Origin of the sequence: Nocardiopsis halophila DSM 44494, assembly GCF_000341245.1 — a bacterium.
Taxonomy (GTDB): domain Bacteria; phylum Actinomycetota; class Actinomycetes; order Streptosporangiales; family Streptosporangiaceae; genus Nocardiopsis_A; species Nocardiopsis_A halophila.
Map to the genome: position 1 here is coordinate 1 of NZ_ANAD01000074.1, position 21,350 is coordinate 21,350.

A 21,350-nucleotide genomic window follows, 5' to 3' on the forward strand; every position below is an offset into this window, starting at 1 on the left:
GCGGCAGCGCCGAGGAACGGGCCGCCTTCTCGTCGCCGCCCTCCCCTTGCGCCCCGGCGGCCCGCCGCCCGGCCGGGGCCCGCGAGCGGGGCACCTGCCGGGCCGTCGCCGCCTTCTTCCTGTGCCCCCGGGGCCCGGCGGACGACACGTTCGGGGAACGTGCTCCCCTGGCTGGCCCCGGCCCTGTGTGCGGGGCGGCATGTGCCGACTACCCCGCTCCCGGCACCCAGTGGTAGCGGCGCTCCGGGCGGCCCGCCGTGCCGTACTTCAGGCGGACGACCGCCTTGCCCTCCTGGGCGAAGTGCTCCAGGTACCTGCGGGCGCTCACCCGGGACAGGCCGGTCAGGGCCGCGCACTCGGACGCCGACAGGTCGCCGTCGGCCTTCTCCAGCTCGGAGCGGACCAGCGCCGCCGATTCCGGGGTCAGCCCCTTCGGCATCGGCGGGGCCTTCGCCGGGGCCGCGGGCGCCGTGCCGGTCCCGGGCGCTCCGAAGACGCGGTCCAGGTCCTCCTGGGCCGCCTCGCCGCCGCCCAGCGCCCCCCGGGTCTCCTGGTAGGCGACCAGGCGCTCGCGCAACGTCTCGGGCGCGAACGGCTTGACGATGTAGTGCACCGCCCCGCCGTGCCGGGCCCGGCGGACCGTCTCGGCGTCGCGGGCCGCAGTGATCATCAGGACGTCGACCTGCGGCCCGTCCTCGGCCCGCAGGCGCCGCAGCACCTCGGTCCCGCCGATGTCGGGCAGGTACACGTCCAGCAGCACCAGGTCCGGGCGCAGGTCCCGGACCCGCTCCAGCGCCTCGCCGCCCGTGCGGGCCTCCCCCACCACGGTGAAGCCCGGCACCCGCTCCACCAGCCTGCGGTGGACCTGGGCCACCATGAAGTCGTCGTCCACGACGAGCGTGCGGATCACCCGCGGCCTCCTTCCTCCTCGGACTCGGGCGCGTCCGTCCCGGCCGCCGGCAGCACAGCGGTGAACTCGGCCCCCTCCACCCGGACCGAGCCGCCGCGACGCTCGCACACCATCCGGATCAGCGCCAGCCCCACCCCCCGGCGGCCGCCCCCGCCCTTGGTGCTGAACCCGCGCCGGAACACCTCCTCGGCCAGCTCCGGGGACACGCCGGGGCCCGAGTCGCGCACCCGCACGCGCACCCCCTGCGCGGTCTCGTCCAGCTCCACCTCCACCCGGCCCTCCTCCTGCCCGCGCACCGCCTCCAGCGCGTTGTCCACCAGGTTGCCGACCACGGTGACCAGGTCGGCCGAGAGCTCGCCGTCCTGCTGGGACAGCCCGGTGCCGGACGCCACCTCCAGCCGGCCGCCCTGCTCGGCGGCGAGGCTGGCCTTGGCGATGAGCAGCGCCGCCACCGACGGGTCGGCCACCCGCGCCGCCACGTCCTCGGTCAGCCGGGTGCGGGCGCCGCCCACCCGGGCGATGTACTCGGCCGCCTCGCCGTAGGCCTCCAGCCCGATCAGCCCGCCGATCACGTGCAGCTGGTTGCTGAACTCGTGCGCCTGGGCGCGCAGCGCCTCGGTGGCCGTGCGGGTGGCGTCCAGCTCGCCGCGCATGGCCACCAGGTCGGTGTGGTCGCGCAGGGTGGTCACCGACCCCTCGGCGCCCTGCGGCCCCAGCGGCATGCAGTTCACCGTCACCAGCCGCCCGTTGATCAGCACCACCCGGTCCGGAGCGTGCTCGCGCTCGGTGAGGGCGGCGGCGGTGTCGGTGTCCACGCCCAGCTCCTCCAGGGCGCGGCCGACCGCGCCCTCGGGCAGGCGCAGCAGCTCGGCGGCCGGGGCGTTCACCAGCGCCACCCTGCCCTGGGCGTCCACCCCCAGCACACCCTCCCGGATGCCGTGCAGCATGGCCTCGCGGTGCCGGGCCAGCCCGGCGATCTCGCCCGGCTCCATGCCCAGGGTCTGGCGCTTGACCCTGCGGGCCAGCAGCAGCGACCCGACCACCCCCAGGAACGAGGCCACGCCCAGGTAGACCAGCAGGTCGGGGGCGGACCCGGCGAGGCTGGCCGCCGGCCCGGGCACGTCCCGCCCGGCCAGCGCGAACCCGAGGACGGTGCCGTCGTCGGCGATCACCGGGGCGTGCGCCACCACAGCGCGGCCGCCGTCCATCTCGGCCACACCGATCCAGGACCTGCCGGAGAGCACCCGGCTCTCCCCCAGGTCCAGGGGCCGTTCCGGGGCGCCGGCGCCCCCGGTCCCGGAGCCGCCCGCCCCCATCGCGGTCAGGGGCCGGCCCCGCGCGTCGGCGAAGAGCAGGTGGTCGGCGCCGGCCAGGGAGCGCAGGTTCTCCGCGGTCGGCTGCAGGATCCCGGCCCGGTCCGGGTCGGACAGGCCCACCCGCACCGCGTCGGTGGACGCCGCCGCCTCGGCGACGGTGAGCATGCGGCGCCCCTCCTCGGCGCGGAACCGGGCGTCGGCCTGGGCCAGGGACACCCCCGAGACGGCGATGAGCAGGGCCACCACGATCAGCAGCTGGAGGAGCAGGAACTGCCCCGCGAGCGTGAGCCTGGCGCGCACGGTCCCCTCCTCGATCGCCGCCGACGGTGTGCGCGCCATCGTCGCATGTCACAGAGGCGGGGCGCCGTCCGGCTCCGGGGCGGACACCCGGCCGTGAACACAACGACCGGAACATCCACTACGACCACTGTCCCCGCAACCGACACAATCCTTTTCCGCCGGATTTCGCGCTGTTTACATGTGTGTCACCTCACGCGGGCCTGTGGCCCGCGCACCATTTCCCGCACCCCGTACATGGAGACAGCATGTTCCGCGCACGCCCTGTCGCCATGGCCGCCGCGCTGGCCTCGGTCGCGCTGCTGGCCGCCGCGTGTGGCTCCGGCGGCGGACAGGAGGACGGCGGCGGCCCCTGGAAGCCCGACCGCCCGATCGAGATCATCGCCCCCGCGGCCACCGGCGGCGGCTGGGACACCCTGGCCCGCACCTCCGGCCGCGTACTGGAGCAGGGCGGTCTGGTCGACGAGCCCGTCCAGGTGGTGAACAAGCCGGGCGGCGGCGGCTCGATCGGCTGGGCCTACGTCGCCCAGACCCCCGACACCCCCACCCGCCTGTTCGTCACCAGCCCCCCGATCAGCCTCGTCCCGCTGATGGGCGGGTCGGTCTACGACCACGAGGACTTCACGCCCATCGCGCGCCTGGCCACCGAGTACATGGTCTACCTGGTCCCGGACGACTCCCCCATCGGGTCGTGGGGGGAGATGGTGGACCTGCTCGAGGAGGACCCGCGGCAGGTGAGCATCGCCGGCGGCTCCTCCCCCGGGAGCATGGACCACGTCGGGCTCGCCGGGGCGGTGAACGCCGCGGGGATCGACCCGACGTCCATCAACTACGTGCCCTTCGACGGCGGCGGCGAGGCGATGACCCAGGCGGTCGGCGGCCACGTCGACGCCGTGGTCACCGGCGCCTCCGAGGCGGCGGGGCTGGTGGAGTCCGGGGACCTGCGCCCGCTGGCGGTCTCCGGCGCCGAGCGGGCGACCACGCTGCCGGACACCCCCACCCTCCAAGAGGAGGGGGTGGACTTCACCTTCGACATCTGGCGGGGCGTCATGGGCCCACCGGACATGACCGAGGAACAGGTCGCCTACTACGAGGGCCTGTTCTCCGACATGACCGAAGAGGAGTCCTGGAAGAAGCAGACCAAGGGGCTCGGCTGGACCGACTCCTACATGGGGAGCGAGGAGTTCGGCGTCTTCCTCGACGAGTCCAGCCGCGACTCGGCCGACATCCTCACCCGGATCGGACTGATCGAGGACGGGGAGGGCCGATGAAGCCGTTCACCTTCTCCAACCGCGTGCTGGGCGCGGCGGTGGGCGCGATCGCGCTGGTGTACCTGTACCTGGCCTTCACCCTGGAGGAGTTCACGGCGGTGAGCGTGCCGGTGCAGCCGGCGACGCTGCCCAAGTGGCTCGGCGCGGTTCTGCTGGTGCTGGCCGCGGTGCTGTTCTTCCAGAAGGACGACGCGGCCGACGGTGAGGCCGGTGAGGCCGACGAGGACGCCGACGGAGCGGCCGAGGCCGCCACGGCCGGCGGGCCCGCGCCCGCCGGGACCGGCGGGGGGGGNGCCCCCGCGCGCCCCGCCGCCCGGCCCCGCCTGGGCCGGCTGGCCGACCCGCGCAAGGAGCTGGCCCTGTTCGCGGCCTCCATGGCCCTGTACATCGTGCTGCTGGAGCCGCTGGGGTTCCTGCTGTCCACCACGGCCTACATCGCCGCGACCACCTGGTACCTGGGCTACCAGCGGCACTGGGCGAACGCGCTGGTCGCCGTTGGCGTGTCGGCGCTGCTGTACTTCGCCATGTCGGACTTCCTCCGGGTCGCCCTGCCGACCGGTCCGCTGCCGTTCTGATCTGAGGAGTCGAAAGTGGAAGCCCTCCAGCAGATCGGGGCCGGGTTCGGCGTCGCCTTCTCCCCCGAGAACCTGCTCTTCGTCTTCATCGGCGTGCTCGCCGGGACCGTCATCGGCATCCTGCCGGGCCTGGGCCCGATGAGCGCGATCGCGCTGATGATCCCCATCGCCTTCGGCATGGACCCCACCACCGCCATCATCATGCTGGCCGGGGTCTACTACGGGGCGATCTTCGGCGGCTCGACGTCGTCGATCCTGCTCAACGCGCCCGGCGTGGCCGGGACGGTGGCGACCTCGTTCGACGGCTACCCGATGGCGCGCAAGGGCGCCGCCGGCAAGGCCCTGGCGATCGCCGCCATCGCCTCGTTCACCGGCGGCACCATCGGCGTGGTGCTGCTGATGCTCATCGCCCCGGCGCTGTCGTCGTTCGCGGTCAGCTTCGGCCCCGCCGACTACTTCGCGCTGATGGTGCTGGGCCTGACCGCGGTGGTCACCCTGGGCGGGCGCAACATCACCAAGGGCCTGATCGCCGCCGTGGTAGGGGTGATGGTCTCCCTGGTGGGGATCGACTCCCAGACCGCGACCCTGCGCTTCACCTTCGGCATGCCCGAGCTGTACGAGGGGATCAAGTTCCTCATCGTGGCCCTGGGCCTGTTCGCGCTGGCCGAGGTGTTCGCGATGCTGGCCCGCCGGGGCGCCGGCGGGGCCGACGGCACGATGACCTCGCTCCGGCTGAACCGCCGCGAGCTGGGCCGGATCGCCGCGCCGACCGGGCGCGGGTCCGTCCTGGGCTTCTTCACCGGGGTGCTGCCCGGCGCGGGGGCGACGGTGGCCTCGTTCCTGTCGTACTCGATGGAGAAGCGCATCGCCAAGGACGGCGACACCTTCGGCACCGGCAACCCCAAGGGGGTGGCGGCGCCCGAGGCCGGGAACAACGCGGCCGCGGTGGGCTCGTTCGTGCCGATGCTCACCCTGGGCGTGCCGGGGTCGGGCACCACGGCGATCCTGCTGGGGGCGCTCCTGGTGCTCGGCGTGACGCCGGGGCCGATGATGCTCTCGGACCGCCCGGAGATGTTCTGGGGCCTGGTGGCCAGCATGTACGTGGGCAACATCGTGCTGCTGATCCTCAACCTGCCGCTGATCCCGCTGTTCGCCAAGGTCCTCAAGACCCCGCGGGCGGTACTGATCCCGCTGGTCGTGGTGTTCTGCGTGGTCGGCGTCTACGGGCTGAGCTTCTCGGTGTTCGACCTGTGGCTGCTGCTGGGCTTCGGCGTCGTGGGCTACCTGATGCGGCAGAACGGGTTCCCCGCCGCGCCGATGATCCTGGGGCTGATCCTGGGCAGCATGATGGAGCGCTCGATGCGCCAGGCGCTGCAGATCTCCTACGGTGACTGGACCACGTTCGTGACCTCGCCGTACTCGGCGGCGCTGCTGGGGCTGACCGCGGTGGTGCTGGTCTGGCCGCTGGTCAAGCGCCTGCGCGGGAGCCGCGACACCGGGTCCGGGTCCGGGTCCGAGGCCGGTCGCCGGGAGGAGGACGCGGGCAGCCGGACCCCCTGACCCGAACAAGGAGCGAGCGCATGCCGGGCGGCCCCCGATCACCGCGACCCGTCCTCGCGGCCGGGGCCGCCCTCGTGCTGTGCGCGGCCGCCGCGCTGACCGCCCTGGCGGTGTGGGGGCCCGAGCCGCGGCCGCCGGAGCTGCGCCTGGTGGTGCCCAACCCGCCGGGCGGCGGCTACGACACCACGGCGCGCGCGGTGGCCGAGGCCCTCGGACCCGGGGCGGGGGCACCGGACCGGGCCGAGGTGTTCAACCTGCCGGGCGGGGCGGGCACCTCGGCGCTGTCGCGCACGGTGCACGAGAAGGGCAACGGCGGGCTGCTGCTGCAGATGGGGCTGGGCCTGGTGGCCGGGGCCCAGGTCCAGGGCTCGGAGTACACGGTCGCCGGCACCACGCCGATCGCCCGCCTGCTGGAGGAGCCGGAGGTGGTGCTGGTCCCCGCCGACTCGCCTTACACCGGCTTCGAGCAGCTGGCCCGGGACTGGCGCGACCCGGACACCGTGCTGCGCCTGGGCGGCGGCTCCACCCGGGGCGGCCCGGACCACCTGGCGCTGCTGCTGATCGGCGAGGAGCTGGGGCTGGACCCCGGCGAGCTGGGGTACGTGCGGCACGACGGCGGGGGCGACGCGCTGGCGGCCCTGCTGCGCCACGAGGTGGACGTGGCGGCGGCCGGGGCGGGCGAGTACCGCCACGCGATCGCCGCGGGCGAGCTGCGCCCCCTGGCGGTCACCGGCGCCGAGCGCGTCCCGGGCATCGACGCTCCGACACTGCGCGAGCTGGGCCTGGACCTGGAGTTCACCAACTGGCGGGGGCTGGTGGCCCCGCCGGGCATCACCGAGCAGCGGCGGCGGGAGCTGACCGCCATGGTCGCCGCCATGCGCACGGGCCCGCGCTGGCAGAAGGCCCTGGAGGAGAACCACTGGACCGACGCCTACCTGGAGGGGGACCGGTTCGGCCGCTTCCTCCAGGAGGAAGAGGACGCGGTACGGGAACTCCTCCGGCGCCAGGGGCTGGATTAGGCGAATTCCAGGCTTTGCCTGCACCGAGCGGGGGCGTACAACATCTTGTACAACCATGAACGCATGCTCTGACAGTGCGCTACAGCGCGCACGGGCTCTGAAGGGGGCGAACCGCATGAAGACCATGACCTACTCCGAGTCCCGCGCGAACTACGCCGCGACGCTGGACTCCGTCGTCGAAGACCGCGAGGAGGTCGTCGTCACGAGGGTCGGCCACGAACCCGTCGTCCTGGTCGCACTCTCCGAATACGAGACCCTGAAGGAGACCGCTTACCTCCTGCGGAGTCCGGAGAACGCACGCAGACTGGTCACCGCGATCGAACAGCTGGAATCCGACGGAGGGATCGAGCGGGGTCTGGCCTGATGAAGCTCGTTTGGGCGGAGAGCGCCTGGGAGGACTATGTGTGGTGGCAGGGCCAGGACCGCAAGATCCACAAGCGGATCAATGCTCTCATCAAAGACATCGAGCGCACCGGCAATGACGGGATGGGGAAACCCGAACCATTGCGCCACGGGTTCGAGGGATACTGGTCGCGGCGGATCACCGACGAACACCGACTCATCTACAAGATCATTGAAGATGAGATCCGCATCGCCGCCTGCCACTACCACTACAGCAAGTAAGCAGCGTGGAGGACATCGGCGGCGCCCCGGGCGACCAGCCGGGGGCGACGGCCGAGGGCGGAAACCGGGTGCGCACTCTCCGGGACGCCCGGGTACTAAGGTCCTTTCGAACGCGCGGATCGCCGGCGGGCGGCTCGCGGAGTACTGGGTCGTCTCCGACGCCCTGGGGATGATGCGCACCCTCGGCGCCCTCGGGTGCGGCGCCGAGGGGGCCTAAGCGCCGCCGTAGGCGGCGTGCCGGGGCGGGCCGGTCACGGTGAAGGTGTGCACGGACAGGCCGCCCGGGGTCGTCGCGTGTTCGACGAGGCGCAGGCCGACCGGGGCGCCCCCGTCCGGGAAGAGGCGACGGCCCTGCCCCACCACGACGGGGGCGATCACCAGGCGCAGGGTGTCGATCAGGCCGGCGGCCAGCAGGGACCCGGCCAGCCGGGCGCTGCCGTGGATCTGCAGTTCCCGGCCCGGACGCCGCTTCAGCTCCGCCACCTGTTCGGCCGCATCGCCGGAGAGCACGGTGGTCGGGTCCCATCCGCCCTGGTCGAGGGTGCGGGAGGCGACGTACTTCGGAAGGCCGTTCATGGTGGCCGCGAGCGGGTGGTCGGTCATCTGCGGCCAGTCGCGTGCGAAGTTCTCATAGGTCCGGCGCCCGAACAGGAGCGCGTCCGCCTCGCCGAGCCAGGTTCCGGCCAGGCGCTCGAACTCCCCGTCCAAGTGGGGCACGAACCAGCCGCCCTCGGTGAACCCTCCGGTGGTGTCCTCGTCCGGGGCACCGGGCCCCTGGGCGACGCCGTCGAGCGTCAGGAACTCCTGCAGTACCAGCTTCATCGAGCACCTCTCCTGTCCCGGGACGGGGTCTGTACGTTCCCGTTCCCCTCTCGGGCCAGACTCCCCTCCCCCTGAGACACTCCGCTGTGACACTCCGCTGAGGCGCCCCAGGACGAACGGCTCCGGCCGCCCGGACGGTCAGAGGCCGTAGATCCCCTCGGTGACCGCTCGCGGCGGGCCCGCGGCGCCGTCGCGGGCGTCCCAGTCCCAGAACTCCACGACGTTGCCGTCCGGGTCGGTCACGTAGGCCGACCGCGCCCGGCCGCCGAACTCCACCTCGTCGACCGTGCGGCCCCGGGCACGGATGCGCTCCACGACCCCCGCGTAGTCCTCCTCGCCGACGTGCACGGCGTAGTGGACGTGCACGCCGCCGCGCCCGCGCGAGATGCCGATCTGCGGACGCCAGAGCCCGATCCGCGTCGGCCCGGCCAGCACCCACACCGCCTCGCGGCCGTTCCACTGCGGCCCCGACCACCGCTCGATGACGGGGAAGTCCAGCACGTCGACGTAGAAGCGCTCGGCGGCCTCCAGGTCCCCGACCTCCAGCACGAGCTCGTTCACGCCGTTGACCGGTGCAGGCATGGCTCCGCCTCCGTCCCCCCGCCGCCGCGGGCGACGGGAATATAGGCAATTCACTATTTAGTGATCCGACTATATAGGAGGCGCGCCATACGCGATAGCCTGGATCCGTGACCGCCGCCGCACCCGCACCCGCACCCGCCGACGCCGCCTCCGACGCCGCGCCCGCGGAGGACGGCGGCCTCGCCGTCCAGCGCTTCCGCGCGCTCGGGCACCCGGTGCGCCTCGGCATCGTCCGCCGCCTCGCGCGCACGCCCGACACCTGCGCGTGCGACTTCACCGAGGTCTTCGACGTCAGCCAGCCCACCGTCAGCCAGCACCTCAAGGTGCTGCGCGAGGCGGGCCTGGTGACGTCCGCGCGGCGCGGGAACCAGATCTGCTACTCCCTCGCCCCGGAGGCCGTGGCGGACCTGCGCGCGCTCCTCGGCGGCCTGCTCGCCGAGGACGGCGGGCCCGGCGTCACGACCGCGCCGCCCCCGGCAGGGTGAGGATCCGCGCCCCGTCCCCGGTGATGGCGATCGTGTGCTCGCTGTGCGCCGTGCGGCACCCGGTCGCGCTCCGGAGGGTCCACCCGTCGGCGTCGGTGACGAGGTCGGCGGTGTCCGCCATGACCCACGGCTCCAGCGCCAGCATCAGGCCGGGGCGCAGCTTGTAGCCGCGGCCGGGCCGCCCGGTGTTCGCGATGTGCGGGTCCTGGTGCATCGTCGAGCCGATGCCGTGCCCCCCGAACTCGGTGTTGACCGGGTAGCCGGCCTCCCTGAGGACCGTGCCGATGGCGTGGGAGATGTCGCCGGTACGGGCGCCGGGCACGGCGGCGGCGATCCCCGCGGCCAGCGCGCGCTCGGTCGCGGCGATCATCTCCACGCTCTCCGGGGGCCTCGCCTCCCCCACGAGGAAGCTGATGGCCGAGTCGGCGGCGACACCCCCCTTGGACACCGCGAGGTCGAGGGTCAGCAGGTCGCCGTCGGCCAGGGTGCGGTCCCGGGGCCGCCCGTGGAGGACGGCGTCGTTGACCCCCGTGCAGATGTAGTGGCCGAACGGGCCGCGCCCGAAGGACGGCTCGTAGTCGACATAGCAGGACTGCGCGCCCGCCTCGGTGATCATCTCTTCCGCCCACCGGTCGATCTCCAGCAGGTTCGTCCCGACCCCGGTGCGCCCCCTCAGCGTCTGCAGGATGTCGGCGACCAGGGCGCCCGCCTCCCCGGCCCGGGCCAGCTTCGCGGAGTTCAGGATCTCGATCATGCGGGGCCTCCCCTGTAGCGGATAATAATACCGGCCATACTATCCTGGTACAGGAATCGAAGGCACCGACCCCTCACCGCAGGGCCCGCCCCCCCCCCGCTCTCACGACCAGGTGCCGCGCCGCCGCTCCAGGCCGTCGAGGATCAGGTCGAGCCCGGTGTCGAACTCCTCGGCGTAGGCATAGCCCGGCTTCAGGGCGAGCTCGGTGATCATCTCCGCCAGGTGCGGGTACTCCTCGGCGGACATCCCCTCGAGGATGGCTCCCCCCACCTGCTCGACGCCGGCGGACTCCGTGAAGGGCAGGCCGAGCTGCTGGATCGTGAACCCGTAGATGTAGCCGTCCAGCACCGAGAGCGCGTGCGCCGCCCCGGCGACCGAGAAGCCCGCCGCGCGCAGGCACCCGATCACCGCGTCGTGGTGGCGCAGGGTCGCGGGCCCGGGGCGGGTCCGCGAGTCCATCAGCCCGGTCGCCCACGGATGGCGGGCCAGCGCGTCGCGCATCGAGGCCGCCCGGCCCCGCATCGCCGCGCGCCAGTCGCCGCCGCCCTCCGGGGGCTCGATCTCGGCGAAGACGAGGTCCACCATCCCGTCCAGGACCAGCTCCTTGCTGCGGAAGTGGTGGTAGAGCGACATCACCTCGACGCCGAGCCGCTTGGCGATGCCCCGCATGCTCGGCACCCCGCCGCCGCCCTCGTCCGCCATCGCGACCGCCGTGCGCAGCACCCGCTCCCTGCTGAGCGGGGTCCGGCGGGGGGTGTCGACCGGCTCCGTGGCCACGTGCTCCTCCTGTCGCCCTGTCCGTCGCTCTGCCTGCCGGCCCGTTCGCCGTCCTTGACAACCTTACACCGCAAGGCGCAACCTTACGGTGCAAGGCGCGGCTTACGCCGTAAGTCGCCGATCGGAGGAGAGCGGAGGAGGCGGCCGTGGAGGCGAACGGTACGAGGCGGGCGGACAGGCCCGGCGGGGGCCGGAGGCTGTGCGTGGTCGGGGCGTCCGGCAAGCTCGGGCGGTACATGGTCCGGCACGCCCTGGAGCGCGGGTACGAGGTGGTCGGCGTGTGCCGGGAGCAGAGCACGGGCAAGCTCGGCGGCCTCGCCGGGCGGATCACCGTCGTGCCCGGCCCGACCGACGACCGGGACGTCATCGCACGGGCGGTGGAGGGCTGCGACGCCGTGCTCACGGTGCTGGTGCCCTGGGGGGTGCACCACTACGCCTCCGGCACCGCCCAGGCGGTGCTCGACCATGCGCGGCCGGACGCGCGCCTGGTCTTCTCCTGCGGGTGGCACGTCCGCCGCGACGGCAGGGACGTGTACCCCCGCGGACTCAGGCTGTACCAGGCCGTGTTCGGGCGGCTGGCGAAGCTGGCCCGCTTCGTGGACGTGGACGACCAGGTCGAGGCGTGCCGACGGGTCTTCGACAGCGCCGCCCGGTGGACGGTGGTGCGCGGCAGCGACCTGGAGGAGGGGGAGAGCCAGGGCCTGCCGGTGTGGAGCAGGCACGTCGGCGCACCCGTCCTGGCGAGCAACCGGACCCGCCGCGTGGACTACGCCCGGTTCATGGTCGAGGCGGTGGAGAACGACGCCCTGGTCCACGAGGCCCCGGCGATCGTCGGCCGGCTGACGCCGTCGGCCCTGGCCCATGCCGGCGCGGACGCGGGCGGCGCGGGCACGGGCGGGGCGGCATGAGCGCCCCGGGCGGGACCGGATCCCGCGGCGGGCCCAAGGCGCTCGCTCGCGGCGCCGGCGTGCTCTACCTGCTGGTGGCCGTGTCCACCGTCTTCGCCGGGGTGGTGAACACGCACCTCCTGGAACCGGGGGACGCGGCGGCCACGGCCGACGCCCTCCGCGCCTCGGCCGCCCTCTCCCGGGTCGCCCTCGTCAGCGAGCTGCTGGGCGCCGTGTGCTTCCTGCTGACGAGCATGGTCCTCCACCGGCTCCTGCGGCGCACCGACAGGGCGGCGGCCGCCGCGATGGTCGTGTTCGTCGCGGTCAGCGTGGCGATGCAGTGCCTGAACCTGGTCCACCGGAGCGCCGCGCTGACGGTCGCCACCGGCCGGGGCCACTCCGGCGCCCCCGGGCCGGTGGGCCCCGACGAGCAGGCCCTGCTGTTCGCCGGCATGTACCAGGACGGCTTCCTGCTCTCCCAGACCTTCTTCGGCCTGTGGCTGATCCCGCTGGGCTACCTGGTCGCCCGGTCCGGCCTCTTCCCCAAGGCGCTGGGCGTCCTGCTGGTCATCGGGTGCGCAGGCCACCTCACGGACGTCCTCACCCGCCTGGCGGCCCCCGGCATCGGGGAGGCGGTCTCCCCGTTCGCCATGGTCCCCGCCGCGGTCGCGGAGATCTCGTTCATCGTGTGGCTGCTGGTCAAGGGCGCACGGCACCGCGAGCCGGAGGCGCCGGCCGCGGACACGGCCGCTCCGGCCGAACGCCCGTCCGTTCCGGAGCCGTAGGCGCCGCGGGGGCCGACCCGGGGCCGGCCCCCGCGGACGGGTCAGTGCTCGTGGTCGCCGTGGCCGTCGTGACCGTGGCCGTCCTGTCCCGTCCCCGCCCCGGACTCCGAGGGGGCCTGCCCGTCGTGGCCGCTCGGGGCCGGCTGCTCGGCGGGGGCGGAGGGGTGCTCCGCGCCCGCGGACGGGCCGGGGTCGGGGGCGCCGTGGCCGTGGCCGTCCTCAGAGTGGGCGCCCTGCTCCGCTCCGGACTCCGCGTGGCCGTGGTCGCCCGCCGCGCCGACCGCGGCGGCGGTGGCGAAGGTGACGGCCAGAGCGGCGACCGCGGCCGCGCCGAACGCCGCCGCCCCGGCCTCCGGCCGCGAGGTTCGCCACAGCAGCGCCCACACCGCGGCCAGGACCAGCACGACCTGGAGCGCGGCGGCGACGAGGTCCGTGGTCCCCGCCGCCTCGGGGACGCCGGCGTGCGGTCCGACGGGCATGCCGTAGAGGCGGCTGTACCCCCACACGGCCAGGATGCCGAGGTTGGCGGCGGCACCGGCGACCAGCGGCGCCCTACCGCCCCAGCGCAGCACGGCCACGCCCCACAGGGCCTGGAAAACGCCGATCAGGGCGAAGAAGACGCCGGAGGCCGGCCATTCACCGGCGTGGACGGGCGCCATGACGATGTGGATCTGGGCCGCGCCCAGGGACGCCGCGGCCGCGACATAGCGCCCGGCATGGCTACCGCGCTTCCGGGCGCGGTGGGACTGACTCATGGAGGACTCCCGGTTCTCTCCGGTACTGGGGACGGGCGCGGCCGTCCGGCCGCGCCGTGGTGCTCCTGCCGCCGCGTTCGGTCCGCTCGGACCGCAGGGGCGGCGGTGGGGCATCTAGACCCGCAGCACCGAGAGCCGGGCCAGCCGCAGCCGTGTGCGCAGGAAGCGGAGCGCCGCTCCGCGCCTTCGCAGCAGCGCGGCAGGGAGCGGGCGCGGCGGCCTCAGGGGGCCGGGGCCGCTCGGCGGCAGGGCCGCCAGGAGCAGCAGGAGGAGCAGGGACACCGGCGCCACCGAGGCGGCGACGCCGAGGCAGTCGGCGTGGGCGTGCGGAGAGGAGGCGTCCGTGGGCGCACCCCGCTCCTCCCCTGCGCTGCCCGGGTGGTGAACACCGTCGGCCTGTCCGGGGACCACCGCCAAGGAGTGGACGCCGTTCAGGTGCCCGTCGTGGCCGTGGGCCACGACCGAGGAGGACACCGACACCGCGCCGGGGTGGCCGTGGGTCAGCGCGCCGCCCACTCCGTGGACGGCGGCCACCGGCCCGAGCACCCATGCCAGGACGAACAGCGGCCACACGTACGCCACGGCCTGGCGACGGAACGAGGAGGTGAACGGCATCTTCCCTCGGTCGCTGAGCAGAGAAGGAGGACCGGTCCACGGGCACCGGGGCGGACCGGCCGCCGACCCTACCGGTTACCGCCGCACCTGCATAGATGCGGACATTCCAACGCAAGAGCGGGTGAGCGTCAGCGTATACCGCCGTCGCGGGCGCAGGGCGCGAATCGCCCGATCGGGCGCAAGCCGGGGACCCGTACCGGAAGGGCCGGACCGCCCGGGGATCACGGCGTGGTGCCGCTCCGCCCGGAGGCGTTCCTTCCGACGGTCACCGCCGAGGGGCGCTCAGCCCGGCCGGAGGGGCCGATTCACTCGGTCCCGACGCTCCCGGCCCGCTGACCGGCGCTCGCCCGAGCGGGAGGGTGCGGCCGCCCCCGGCGGCCATTGCCGCGGGTGGGGGTGGCGACGCCTGGCGCCCCCTACAACTCCAGGCGGCGCGACAGGTCCGACACCAGGACGCGGTCCGGGTCGACCTTCTCGCGGATCCTCTTCCACTCCTCCATGCGGGGGTACATGGCGTGGACCGTCCGGGCGGAGGCGCGCGAGTCCTTGGCCAGGTAGAGCGCTCCCCCGGCTTCGAGGACCTCCTCGTCGAACCCGTCGAGGAGGGCGGCGAGGCCGGGCAGGGAGGCCGGGAGGTCGAGCGCCAGGGTCCACCCCGGACGCGGGAAGGACAGCGGCCCCGGGGTCCCCTCTCCGAAGCGTTTGAGGACGGCCAGGAAGGACGGCGCTCCGGCGGCCGAGAGGCGGGCGACGATGGAGCGCAGGGTGTCCTCGGCCCCGAACGGGACCACGAACTGGTACTGCACCAGCCCCGAGGGGCCGTAGACGCGGTTCCAGTCCCGCACCGCGTCCAACGGGTGGAAGAACGACCCCAGGGGCTGGATCTCGTCCCTTCCGCGCTTAGGGGCCTTGGCGTAGTAGGCGGTGTTGAACGCCCGGACGCTCCAGGTGTTCAGCAGGCCGGAGGGCACGGCTTTCGGCGCGGTGAACAGGGCCTGCGGGGCGAAGGCGAGGGGGCGGCGGCGCATGCGCGGCGGGAGCTCGTCGGCGCGGGCGTGGTGCGCCCGGGTGAGCACGCCCCGGCCCGTCGCGGCCCCGCGCGCCAGCAGGTCCACCCAGCACACCGTGTGGTGGTACCGGTCGTCGGTGGCGGCCATCAGCTCCAGCGCCTCGTCCAGGTCGCCGGTGCGGTCGGTGTCCACCCGCATCATCGCCGTCTCCACCCGCGGGACCGCGAACCGCGCCTCGGTGACGACGCCGGTCAGCCCCATCCCGCCGACCGTGGCCCAGAACAGCTCCGGGTCCCGGTCCGGCCCGCACACCCGCTCGGCGCCGTCCGGGGTGAGCAGCCTCAGCTCCCGCACGTGGGCGCCGAAGGAGGAGTCGCGGTGGTGGTTCTTGCCGTGGATGTCGGCGGCGACCGCCCCGCCCACCGTCACCTGCCGGGTCCCCGGCGTCACCGGGAGGAACCGGCCGTGCGGGAGCAGCCGGGCCATCAGGTCGGCGAGCGGCGTGCCCGAGGAGGCGGTGACGGTGCCCGAGGCCTGGTCCAGCCGGTACCCCGGGGCCAGTTCGGCGCAGTCCAGCACCAGGCCGCCCGCGCTCTGGGCGGCGTCGCCGTAGGAGCGCCCGAGCCCGCGGGCGATGGCCCCGCGCGCACCGGGCCCGGCCCCGTGCAGCACCGCCGCCGCCTCCTCGGCGGTGCGCGGGCGCACCACGGTCGCCGCGGTGGGCGCGGTCCGCCCCCACCCGGTCAGCAGCCGGCGTCGGGTCCGCACGGGTCGGCCTCCTGCCCTCGCGTCGGTTCCGGGCCCCCTGGGCGCGCGGCGCTCATCCGGCGTACACGCCCAGGCCGACCAGGGCGGCCAGGCCGAGCAGGCACAGCTGCAGGGGCCGGTCGCGCAGCGCGATCTCCTCGGGCTCCTCGCCCACCCCGCGGTCGACCAGCAGGTGGTAGCGGAGCACGAAGACGATGAACGGAACGATACTCGCCGCGTGGAACGGCGGGACGCCGCCCTCCCCCTGCCCCTCCAGCGCCCACAGGCAGTAGGTGACGATCATGGCGGCCGAGGCCATGGTGCGGATCTGCACCAGGTAGGAGCGGCTGTAGCCGCGCAGCGCGGTCCGCCCGTCGCCCGCATGGGGATTGCGCAGCTCGGCCTCGCGCTTGCCCACCACCACCAGCAGCGCCGCGAGCGAGACCACGATCAGGAACCAGCTGGTGAAGGGCACCCCCACGGCCACGCCGCCGGCGAGCGCGCGCAGCACGTGGCACCCGGCGACCGCGACGATGTCGGCGATGGTGACCCGCTTGAGGACGAGCGTGTAGGCCGTGGTCAGGACCAGGTAGCCGACGAGCACCGCGAGCAGCGCGAACCGGCCGGTCACCACGGCGGCGGCCGCGGCGGCCGCCAGGGAGGCGGTGAGCGCGGCGGCGCCGGCGGCCAGCGCCAGCGGCACCGGGACCGCGCCGGAGGCGACCGGGCGGTGCCGCTTGCGCTCGTGCGCCCGGTCGGCCTCGGCGTCCAGGACGTCGTTGAGCAGGTAGGTCCCGCTCGCGGCCAGGCAGAAGGCGGCGAAGGCCACCAGGGACCAGGCCAGGGCCGCGGGCTCGCCCAGCACCCCCGCAGCCCCGGGGGCGGCGAAGACCAGCAGGTTCTTCAGCCACTGCTTGGGGCGGCAGGCCCGCAGCAGCGCCCGCGCCGTGCCGGTGCCCCGGCCCGCCTCGGGGGCCGCCGGGGCCCACGCGTCCGTCCCGGCCGCGTCCACCGGCCGCCTACCCGTGCCGGGCCGGCGCGCCCCGGCCGCCGCCCAGCAGCCACAGCAGGACGCCCGCCCCGATCAGGACCGCCCCGGCGCCGACCAGCACCAGCGGCAGGACCGTGCGCAGCAGCGGCAGCATGGTCAGGGCCTGCTCGGCGTTCTCGATGTTGGCGTCCACCGTCTCGTCGGTCATGCGCATGTCGCCGTCGAAGAGCACCAGCCGCTCCTCGCCGTCGACGAAGGCGCCGCGGTGCTGGTCCTCGGTGACCATGATGGGCGCGCCGCTGGTCGGCTCGATCCAGTAGGTGCGGGTGACGCTGTACATCTCGTCGGTCACCACGTCGCCGTCGCCCTCCATGTCCAGCAGCGACCGGGGCATCTCCCGCTCGCCGACCTTGGTGGGCTCGATCTCCTGGACGAACTTGTAGGTGGCGACGCCCTCGATCTCCTCCTCGCCCGCGAACTCCATCGGTTCGGTCTCCATGGCGGTGGCGTCGAAGAACTCGTAGTCCTTCTTCTCCGTGAGGAAGGGGAACTTGAAGGCCTGGCCGCTCTGGGCGGTCGGCTCCTCGTTGACCGAGGCGTCGCAGCAGTCCACGACCTCGCCGGTCACCCGGTCGTGGCCGGCGCGCCGCGAGGAGGACTGGATGGCGAAGTCCCGCTCGATGTCCTCGATCCAGGTGAACTGGTCCCAGACCACCGTGTCGGAGTCGCTGGCGGCCACGTCCGCCCGCAGGGTCGTGTAGGCCTCGACCGTCGCACCCTCCACCTGCTCCAGCTCCTCGGCGCTGAAGTAGGTGACGTTCTCACCGCGGACCACCTTCTCGCTGTAGTAGTCCATCGGGGTTTTCATCACGGCGCCGGCCATCCAGAATCGCAGGAGGGGGGCCAGCACCAGACTGAAGACCCCCAATGCGATGCAGACGACTGCGACGGTGCGGCGCATGAGCCCTCCCGGGCGGAATGGGTCAGATCTGGAACTTGCTTCAGTTTCGGGTAGAGTACTCTCCAGTAGTGGCCAGCGTCACCAGGGCGTGTCCGAATGTTTATAACAGGTTCTAGTCTGACGCAGACCCGGGTGCGCGGGTGAGTGCGGCGGCGCCGGAGCAGGAGAACCACCGGCCCCCAGCGCCCCTCCCCCAGGTCCGCGGGCACAACGCACCGCTGGACGGGATCCGCGCGATCGCCGCACTGATGGTGCTCGTCTTCCACGTCGCCGTGGAGACCGGGGCGGCGCTCGCACCGGGCGTGCGCGGCGCCCTGCTGTCCGCCGCCGAGCTGGCGGTCCCGCTGTTCTTCGGCCTGTCCGGGCTGCTGCTGTACCGCCCGTGGGTACGCGCCTGCCTGGACGGCTCCCGCGGCCCCGACGTCCGCGTCTACCTGTGGAAGCGCGCCCTGCGGGTGCTGCCGGCCTATTGGATCGTGGCCGTGGCGGCGCTGCTGCTGTGGTCGCGCGAGCAGCTCGGCTCGGTCGGCACCTGGTTCGAGGTCCTCACGCTGACCTTCACCTACGACACCGACCCCTGGTGGGTGGGCACCGGCCCCTACGGCCTCGGCCAGATGTGGAGCCTGTGCGTGGAGGTCAGCTTCTACGCGCTGCTGCCGCTCATCGCCCTGGTCCTGGGGCGCTACGCGATGCGCGGGCGCGACGCCGACGAGCGCGCGCGGCGGCTGCTCATCGGCCTGGGGGCACTGGCGGCCCTGGGACTGCTGGTGCTGGTCCCGCAGTTCTATCCGGAGCCGCGGCCCTACATGCACGCCTGGCTCCCCCGCACCCTGGGCCTCTTCGCTGTCGGCATGGCCCTGGCGGTGCTCACCGAGTGGGCCTGGCGGGAGAAGGGGGCGGACGGCCCGGTGCGCCGCCTGTGCCGCACCCTGCACGCCAACACCACCCTGTGCTGGATCCTCGCCGCGATCCTCTACGCCCTGAACGCCACCCCCGCGGGCGGTCCGCGCTTCGTGGGCGTGGACGGGCTCTGGATCTCGGTGTTCGCGACCCTGACCGCCATGGGCTTCGCCTTCTTCTTCATCGCCCCGGTGGCGGTGCTGCCCGCACCGGGGGCCGCCCCGCGCCCGTACCGGTGGCGCCAGGGCGCCTGGCTGGAGACGCTGCTCTCGCACCGCGTGAGCCTCTACCTGGGCAAGGTCTCCTACGGCATCTTCCTGTGGCAGTTCGTGGTGCTCTACCTGTGGCGGGACTTCACCGGCCAGGAGATCTTCACCGGGTCGTTCTGGCTGGACATGGTCCCGGTGACGGGGGGGACGGTCCTGCTGGCCCACCTCACCCACCGCTGGGTGGAGGAGCCGAGCCGGCGCCTGGTGGGATGGGTCCGCCCGGCCGGGGCGCCGCGGCGCCCCAAGCCGAGCCTGACCGGAGCGCCGCGGCACCGGCGGCCTCAGTCGCCGGAGTCCTCCTCCTCGGAGCCGCCGTCGGACTCCTCGGACTCCTCGGAGCCGTCGCCCTCGCCGTCCTCGGACCCCTCGTCCCCGTCCTCCTCCTGAGCGCCCCACGGGTCGCCGCCGGTCACCGGCTCCATCGGCCCGTAGGTCACCCACGTCATGCACAGGGCCTCCTCGTCCGTGCCGAGCGAGAGCTGCCCGCCGGCGCCCTGCAGCGGCAGGTACCAGGCCCCGCCGTCGGGCGCCGCCGGGAGGGTGGTCGTCTCCCAGGTGTCGCCGATGACCGCGTGCAGCTGGGTGTCGGTCTCGGAGGTGTACTGGACGCCGAGCACCATCGTCGGCCCGCCGAAGGTGCTCACCTCCCACATCGTCTGGCCGCCGAAGGTGACGATGCACTCCTCGTCCTCGGGCGGCCCGAAGACCGCGCTCTCCTCGGGCGAGGGCCGGGCCCCGACCAGGTACCCGGCGTCGTTGAACACCATGGCGGTGTCGGACGGGCGCGGATCACGGATCCGGTCGGCCACCCCGTCGGGGGCCAGCGGCGCGAGCACGTTCGAGCTCAGGCGCCGGTCGCCGTTCCAGGGCAGCACGATGTCCTCGGGGACGGGCCGCGGGTAGATCCCGGCGTCGGCCGGGACGCCGGTCATCGAGGCCCGCACGGTGTCCATGTACCACCGCACCCGGTCCCCGGAGAGGGTGTCGGCGAAGGCGTAGGTCGAGTAGCCGCCGACCCCGACGAACAGCGCCGTGGCCGTCGCGGCGGCGAAGGCGGCCTGCCGCGTCCGCTCCGGCGGCGGGCTCCTGCGGTAGACGCTCCCGTCGGCCTCGGCCTCCTCCTTGGTCGGCAGGTAGGCCAGGGCCAGCACGATGGCGAAGACCAGCGCCGCGTCGGCCACGTAGCGCGGGTCGTACCCCACCATCGCCTCGTAGCGCCCGCGCGCCAGGAGCGTGGGCAGCACGTCGACCACCACGAGGTACCCGGCCAGCAGCGCCCATGCGCGCCAGGCCCGGCGCCGCGCCAGCAGGCTGGCGGCGACCAGGAGCAGCAGGACCGCCCAGGCGGCCGCCACCACCCAGGCGGCGGGCTCCAGCAGGCCGCCGGAGGGCGTGATGGGCCCCCACTCCAGCGGGCCGCCGACCGCACCGGCCGGGAAGGTCTCGCCGAGCAGCCGCTGCGCCATCGACAGCGAGGTCTGCCCTTCGGGCCGCCCCGCACCCTCGCCACCGGCGGTGTCCTGCAGCGACAGGTAGATCAGCCCGTGGCCGACGCTCAGCAGCGCCATCCCGACCCAGAAGGGCATGTCCCGGTCGAGCGTCCGCCACAGCACCCCGGGCAGCCGGCCCTGCACCACGAACGCCGCGGCCACGGCGAACAGCAGCGGCGGCAGGAACAGCGCCTTGACGGAGAAGGCCATGCCCAGCACCACGGCGCCGGCGGCCATCCAGCCGAAGCGCGCCTCACCGCCGCGCAGGTAGCGCACCGTCCACAGCAGCGCCAGCACGATCGCCAGCTGGAAGGGGACGGCGTTGAGCGCCGCCGACCACCAGGCGAGCACGGGGACGGTCAGCGGCGCGAAGAGGAAGACCGCCAGCGGCGGCAGGATGCCCCACCGGCGGCCGAAGAGCACCCACAGCAGCCGGAACAGCCCGGCCGCCGCTCCGGCCTGGAAGGCCAGCATGACCCCGGCGGTCAGGCCCCAGTTGTAGGGGGCGAGGGCCGTCTGGACGTAGGCCAGCAGCTTGGCCCCGGGCATGAAGTGGCCCTTGTGCAGGTCGGTGAGGTACTCGACGGTCAGCCCGCCGGAGCCGGCCCCGCCGACGAACAGGAAGTCGTCCTCGATGAAGTAGGCGTCGCGGAGCACGTAGGCCTTGAGGAGCAGGGAGACGACGGCCAGGGCGCCGCCGATGAGGACGATCCGGTCCCGCAGCCCTCGGGAGAGCGCCTCGCTGACCCGGCGCCCGAGCGGCGGTCCGCCGTCGGCGCCCTCTGGGCCCTTCCTGTCCTCTGCGCTCTCCGCGGCGACCCGGCCGTCCGCGCCCGGACCGCCGCGGGGCGCCGGCCTCGGCTCGTCGGGCGCTTCCTCGCTCGCACGCATGCCGCTCACTTCCCCGGCCCGGGGGCCGACCGGTTGACGTCAACGCGTAAGGGAGTG

The 21,350-nt window shown here is 74.1% G+C and carries 22 protein-coding genes; 10 read left to right on the forward strand and 12 right to left on the reverse strand.

Going from position 1 to position 21,350, the window contains the following annotated elements:
- Nucleotides 1-208: 208 nt before the first annotated feature.
- Nucleotides 209-910, reverse strand: a complete 702-nt coding sequence (locus D450_RS0109465) for a response regulator (RefSeq protein WP_017538425.1) — start codon at nucleotides 908-910, stop codon at nucleotides 209-211.
- Nucleotides 907-2,565, reverse strand: a complete 1,659-nt coding sequence (locus D450_RS0109470; protein ID WP_017538426.1) for a sensor histidine kinase — start codon at nucleotides 2,563-2,565, stop codon at nucleotides 907-909. The genes D450_RS0109465 and D450_RS0109470 overlap by 4 nt, the downstream gene beginning before the upstream one ends.
- Before the next feature lie 206 nt (nucleotides 2,566-2,771).
- On the opposite strand from D450_RS0109470, the gene D450_RS0109475 reads away from it, so the two are divergent.
- The 6 genes from D450_RS0109475 (at nucleotide 2,772) to D450_RS0109500 (ending at nucleotide 7,572) form a co-directional block, all read left to right on the forward strand.
- Nucleotides 2,772-3,794: a Bug family tripartite tricarboxylate transporter substrate binding protein gene (locus D450_RS0109475; protein ID WP_241483105.1), complete on the forward strand. Its 1,023-nt coding sequence runs from the start codon at nucleotides 2,772-2,774 to the stop codon at nucleotides 3,792-3,794.
- Nucleotides 3,791-4,369, forward strand: a complete 579-nt coding sequence (locus D450_RS0109480; protein WP_017538428.1) for a tripartite tricarboxylate transporter TctB family protein — start codon at nucleotides 3,791-3,793, stop codon at nucleotides 4,367-4,369. The genes D450_RS0109475 and D450_RS0109480 overlap by 4 nt, the downstream gene beginning before the upstream one ends.
- A 15-nt stretch (nucleotides 4,370-4,384) precedes the next feature.
- A complete protein-coding gene (locus D450_RS0109485; protein ID WP_017538429.1) occupies nucleotides 4,385-5,929 on the forward strand; it encodes a tripartite tricarboxylate transporter permease in 1,545 nt (514 codons plus the stop codon).
- 20 nt (nucleotides 5,930-5,949) lie between these two features.
- A complete protein-coding gene (locus tag D450_RS0109490; protein ID WP_017538430.1) occupies nucleotides 5,950-6,948 on the forward strand; it encodes a tripartite tricarboxylate transporter substrate binding protein in 999 nt (332 codons plus the stop codon).
- Nucleotides 6,949-7,063: 115 nt separating this feature from the next.
- Entirely contained in the window at nucleotides 7,064-7,312 is a 249-nt protein-coding gene (locus D450_RS0109495; RefSeq protein WP_017538431.1) for a type II toxin-antitoxin system Phd/YefM family antitoxin, read from the forward strand.
- Nucleotides 7,312-7,572 carry a Txe/YoeB family addiction module toxin gene (locus tag D450_RS0109500; protein ID WP_017538432.1) on the forward strand — a complete coding sequence of 87 codons (261 nt, stop codon included), beginning with the start codon at nucleotides 7,312-7,314 and terminating at the stop codon, nucleotides 7,570-7,572. The genes D450_RS0109495 and D450_RS0109500 overlap by 1 nt, the downstream gene beginning before the upstream one ends.
- A gap of 213 nt (nucleotides 7,573-7,785) precedes the next feature.
- Here the strand turns inward: D450_RS0109500 and D450_RS0109505 are convergent, their stop codons facing one another.
- Together D450_RS0109505 and D450_RS0109510 are read right to left on the reverse strand one after the other, a co-directional pair.
- Entirely contained in the window at nucleotides 7,786-8,394 is a 609-nt protein-coding gene (locus D450_RS0109505; RefSeq protein ID WP_017538433.1) for a dihydrofolate reductase family protein, read from the reverse strand.
- Nucleotides 8,395-8,532: 138 nt separating this feature from the next.
- A complete protein-coding gene (locus D450_RS0109510; RefSeq protein WP_017538434.1) occupies nucleotides 8,533-8,976 on the reverse strand; it encodes a VOC family protein in 444 nt (147 codons plus the stop codon).
- A gap of 107 nt (nucleotides 8,977-9,083) precedes the next feature.
- On the opposite strand from D450_RS0109510, the gene D450_RS0109515 reads away from it, so the two are divergent.
- Nucleotides 9,084-9,461, forward strand: a complete 378-nt coding sequence (locus D450_RS0109515) for an ArsR/SmtB family transcription factor (RefSeq protein WP_017538435.1) — start codon at nucleotides 9,084-9,086, stop codon at nucleotides 9,459-9,461.
- On the opposite strand, the gene map is transcribed toward D450_RS0109515, so the two are convergent.
- Both map and D450_RS0109525 read right to left on the reverse strand, forming a co-directional pair.
- Nucleotides 9,433-10,215, reverse strand: coding sequence for a type I methionyl aminopeptidase (map, locus tag D450_RS0109520; protein ID WP_017538436.1), 783 nt, complete (start codon nucleotides 10,213-10,215; stop codon nucleotides 9,433-9,435). The two genes, D450_RS0109515 and map, sit on opposite strands and share 29 nt — an antisense overlap.
- A 102-nt stretch (nucleotides 10,216-10,317) precedes the next feature.
- Nucleotides 10,318-10,992 carry a TetR/AcrR family transcriptional regulator gene (locus D450_RS0109525; protein ID WP_017538437.1) on the reverse strand — a complete coding sequence of 225 codons (675 nt, stop codon included), beginning with the start codon at nucleotides 10,990-10,992 and terminating at the stop codon, nucleotides 10,318-10,320.
- A gap of 146 nt (nucleotides 10,993-11,138) precedes the next feature.
- Between D450_RS0109525 and D450_RS29825 the strand changes: the two genes are divergently transcribed.
- Nucleotides 11,139-11,900 (forward strand): NAD(P)-dependent oxidoreductase, encoded by a 762-nt coding sequence (locus D450_RS29825; RefSeq protein WP_039820298.1) that lies wholly within the window; start codon nucleotides 11,139-11,141, stop codon nucleotides 11,898-11,900.
- On the forward strand, nucleotides 11,897-12,664 hold the full coding sequence (locus tag D450_RS0109535; protein WP_017538439.1) for a DUF4386 domain-containing protein: 768 nt from the start codon (nucleotides 11,897-11,899) through the stop codon (nucleotides 12,662-12,664). Before D450_RS29825 ends, D450_RS0109535 begins: the two co-directional genes overlap by 4 nt.
- 41 nt (nucleotides 12,665-12,705) lie before the next feature.
- Here the strand turns inward: D450_RS0109535 and D450_RS31760 are convergent, their stop codons facing one another.
- The 5 genes from D450_RS31760 to D450_RS0109560 all read right to left on the reverse strand — a co-directional run bounded on the left by D450_RS31760 (nucleotide 12,706) and on the right by D450_RS0109560 (nucleotide 17,743).
- Nucleotides 12,706-13,419, reverse strand: coding sequence for a hypothetical protein (locus tag D450_RS31760; RefSeq protein ID WP_017538440.1), 714 nt, complete (start codon nucleotides 13,417-13,419; stop codon nucleotides 12,706-12,708).
- Between the two features lie 114 nt (nucleotides 13,420-13,533).
- Nucleotides 13,534-14,034 carry a hypothetical protein gene (locus tag D450_RS0109545; RefSeq protein ID WP_017538441.1) on the reverse strand — a complete coding sequence of 167 codons (501 nt, stop codon included), beginning with the start codon at nucleotides 14,032-14,034 and terminating at the stop codon, nucleotides 13,534-13,536.
- A gap of 416 nt (nucleotides 14,035-14,450) precedes the next feature.
- The gene (locus D450_RS0109550; RefSeq protein WP_017538442.1) at nucleotides 14,451-15,812 is read right to left on the reverse strand and encodes an FAD-binding oxidoreductase; all 1,362 of its coding nucleotides are present in this window, start codon (nucleotides 15,810-15,812) and stop codon (nucleotides 14,451-14,453) included.
- 52 nt (nucleotides 15,813-15,864) lie between these two features.
- Nucleotides 15,865-16,803 carry a decaprenyl-phosphate phosphoribosyltransferase gene (locus D450_RS0109555; protein WP_017538443.1) on the reverse strand — a complete coding sequence of 313 codons (939 nt, stop codon included), beginning with the start codon at nucleotides 16,801-16,803 and terminating at the stop codon, nucleotides 15,865-15,867.
- A gap of 7 nt (nucleotides 16,804-16,810) precedes the next feature.
- A complete protein-coding gene (locus D450_RS0109560) occupies nucleotides 16,811-17,743 on the reverse strand; it encodes a DUF3068 domain-containing protein (protein ID WP_026128462.1) in 933 nt (310 codons plus the stop codon).
- A 140-nt stretch (nucleotides 17,744-17,883) separates the two neighbouring features.
- Between D450_RS0109560 and D450_RS0109565 the strand changes: the two genes are divergently transcribed.
- Nucleotides 17,884-19,299 carry an acyltransferase family protein gene (locus tag D450_RS0109565; RefSeq protein WP_017538444.1) on the forward strand — a complete coding sequence of 472 codons (1,416 nt, stop codon included), beginning with the start codon at nucleotides 17,884-17,886 and terminating at the stop codon, nucleotides 19,297-19,299.
- Here D450_RS0109565 and D450_RS29835 read toward each other — a convergent pair.
- Nucleotides 19,194-21,293: a hypothetical protein gene (locus D450_RS29835; protein WP_017538445.1), complete on the reverse strand. Its 2,100-nt coding sequence runs from the start codon at nucleotides 21,291-21,293 to the stop codon at nucleotides 19,194-19,196. The two genes, D450_RS0109565 and D450_RS29835, sit on opposite strands and share 106 nt — an antisense overlap.
- Between the last annotated feature and the right edge of the window lie 57 nt (nucleotides 21,294-21,350).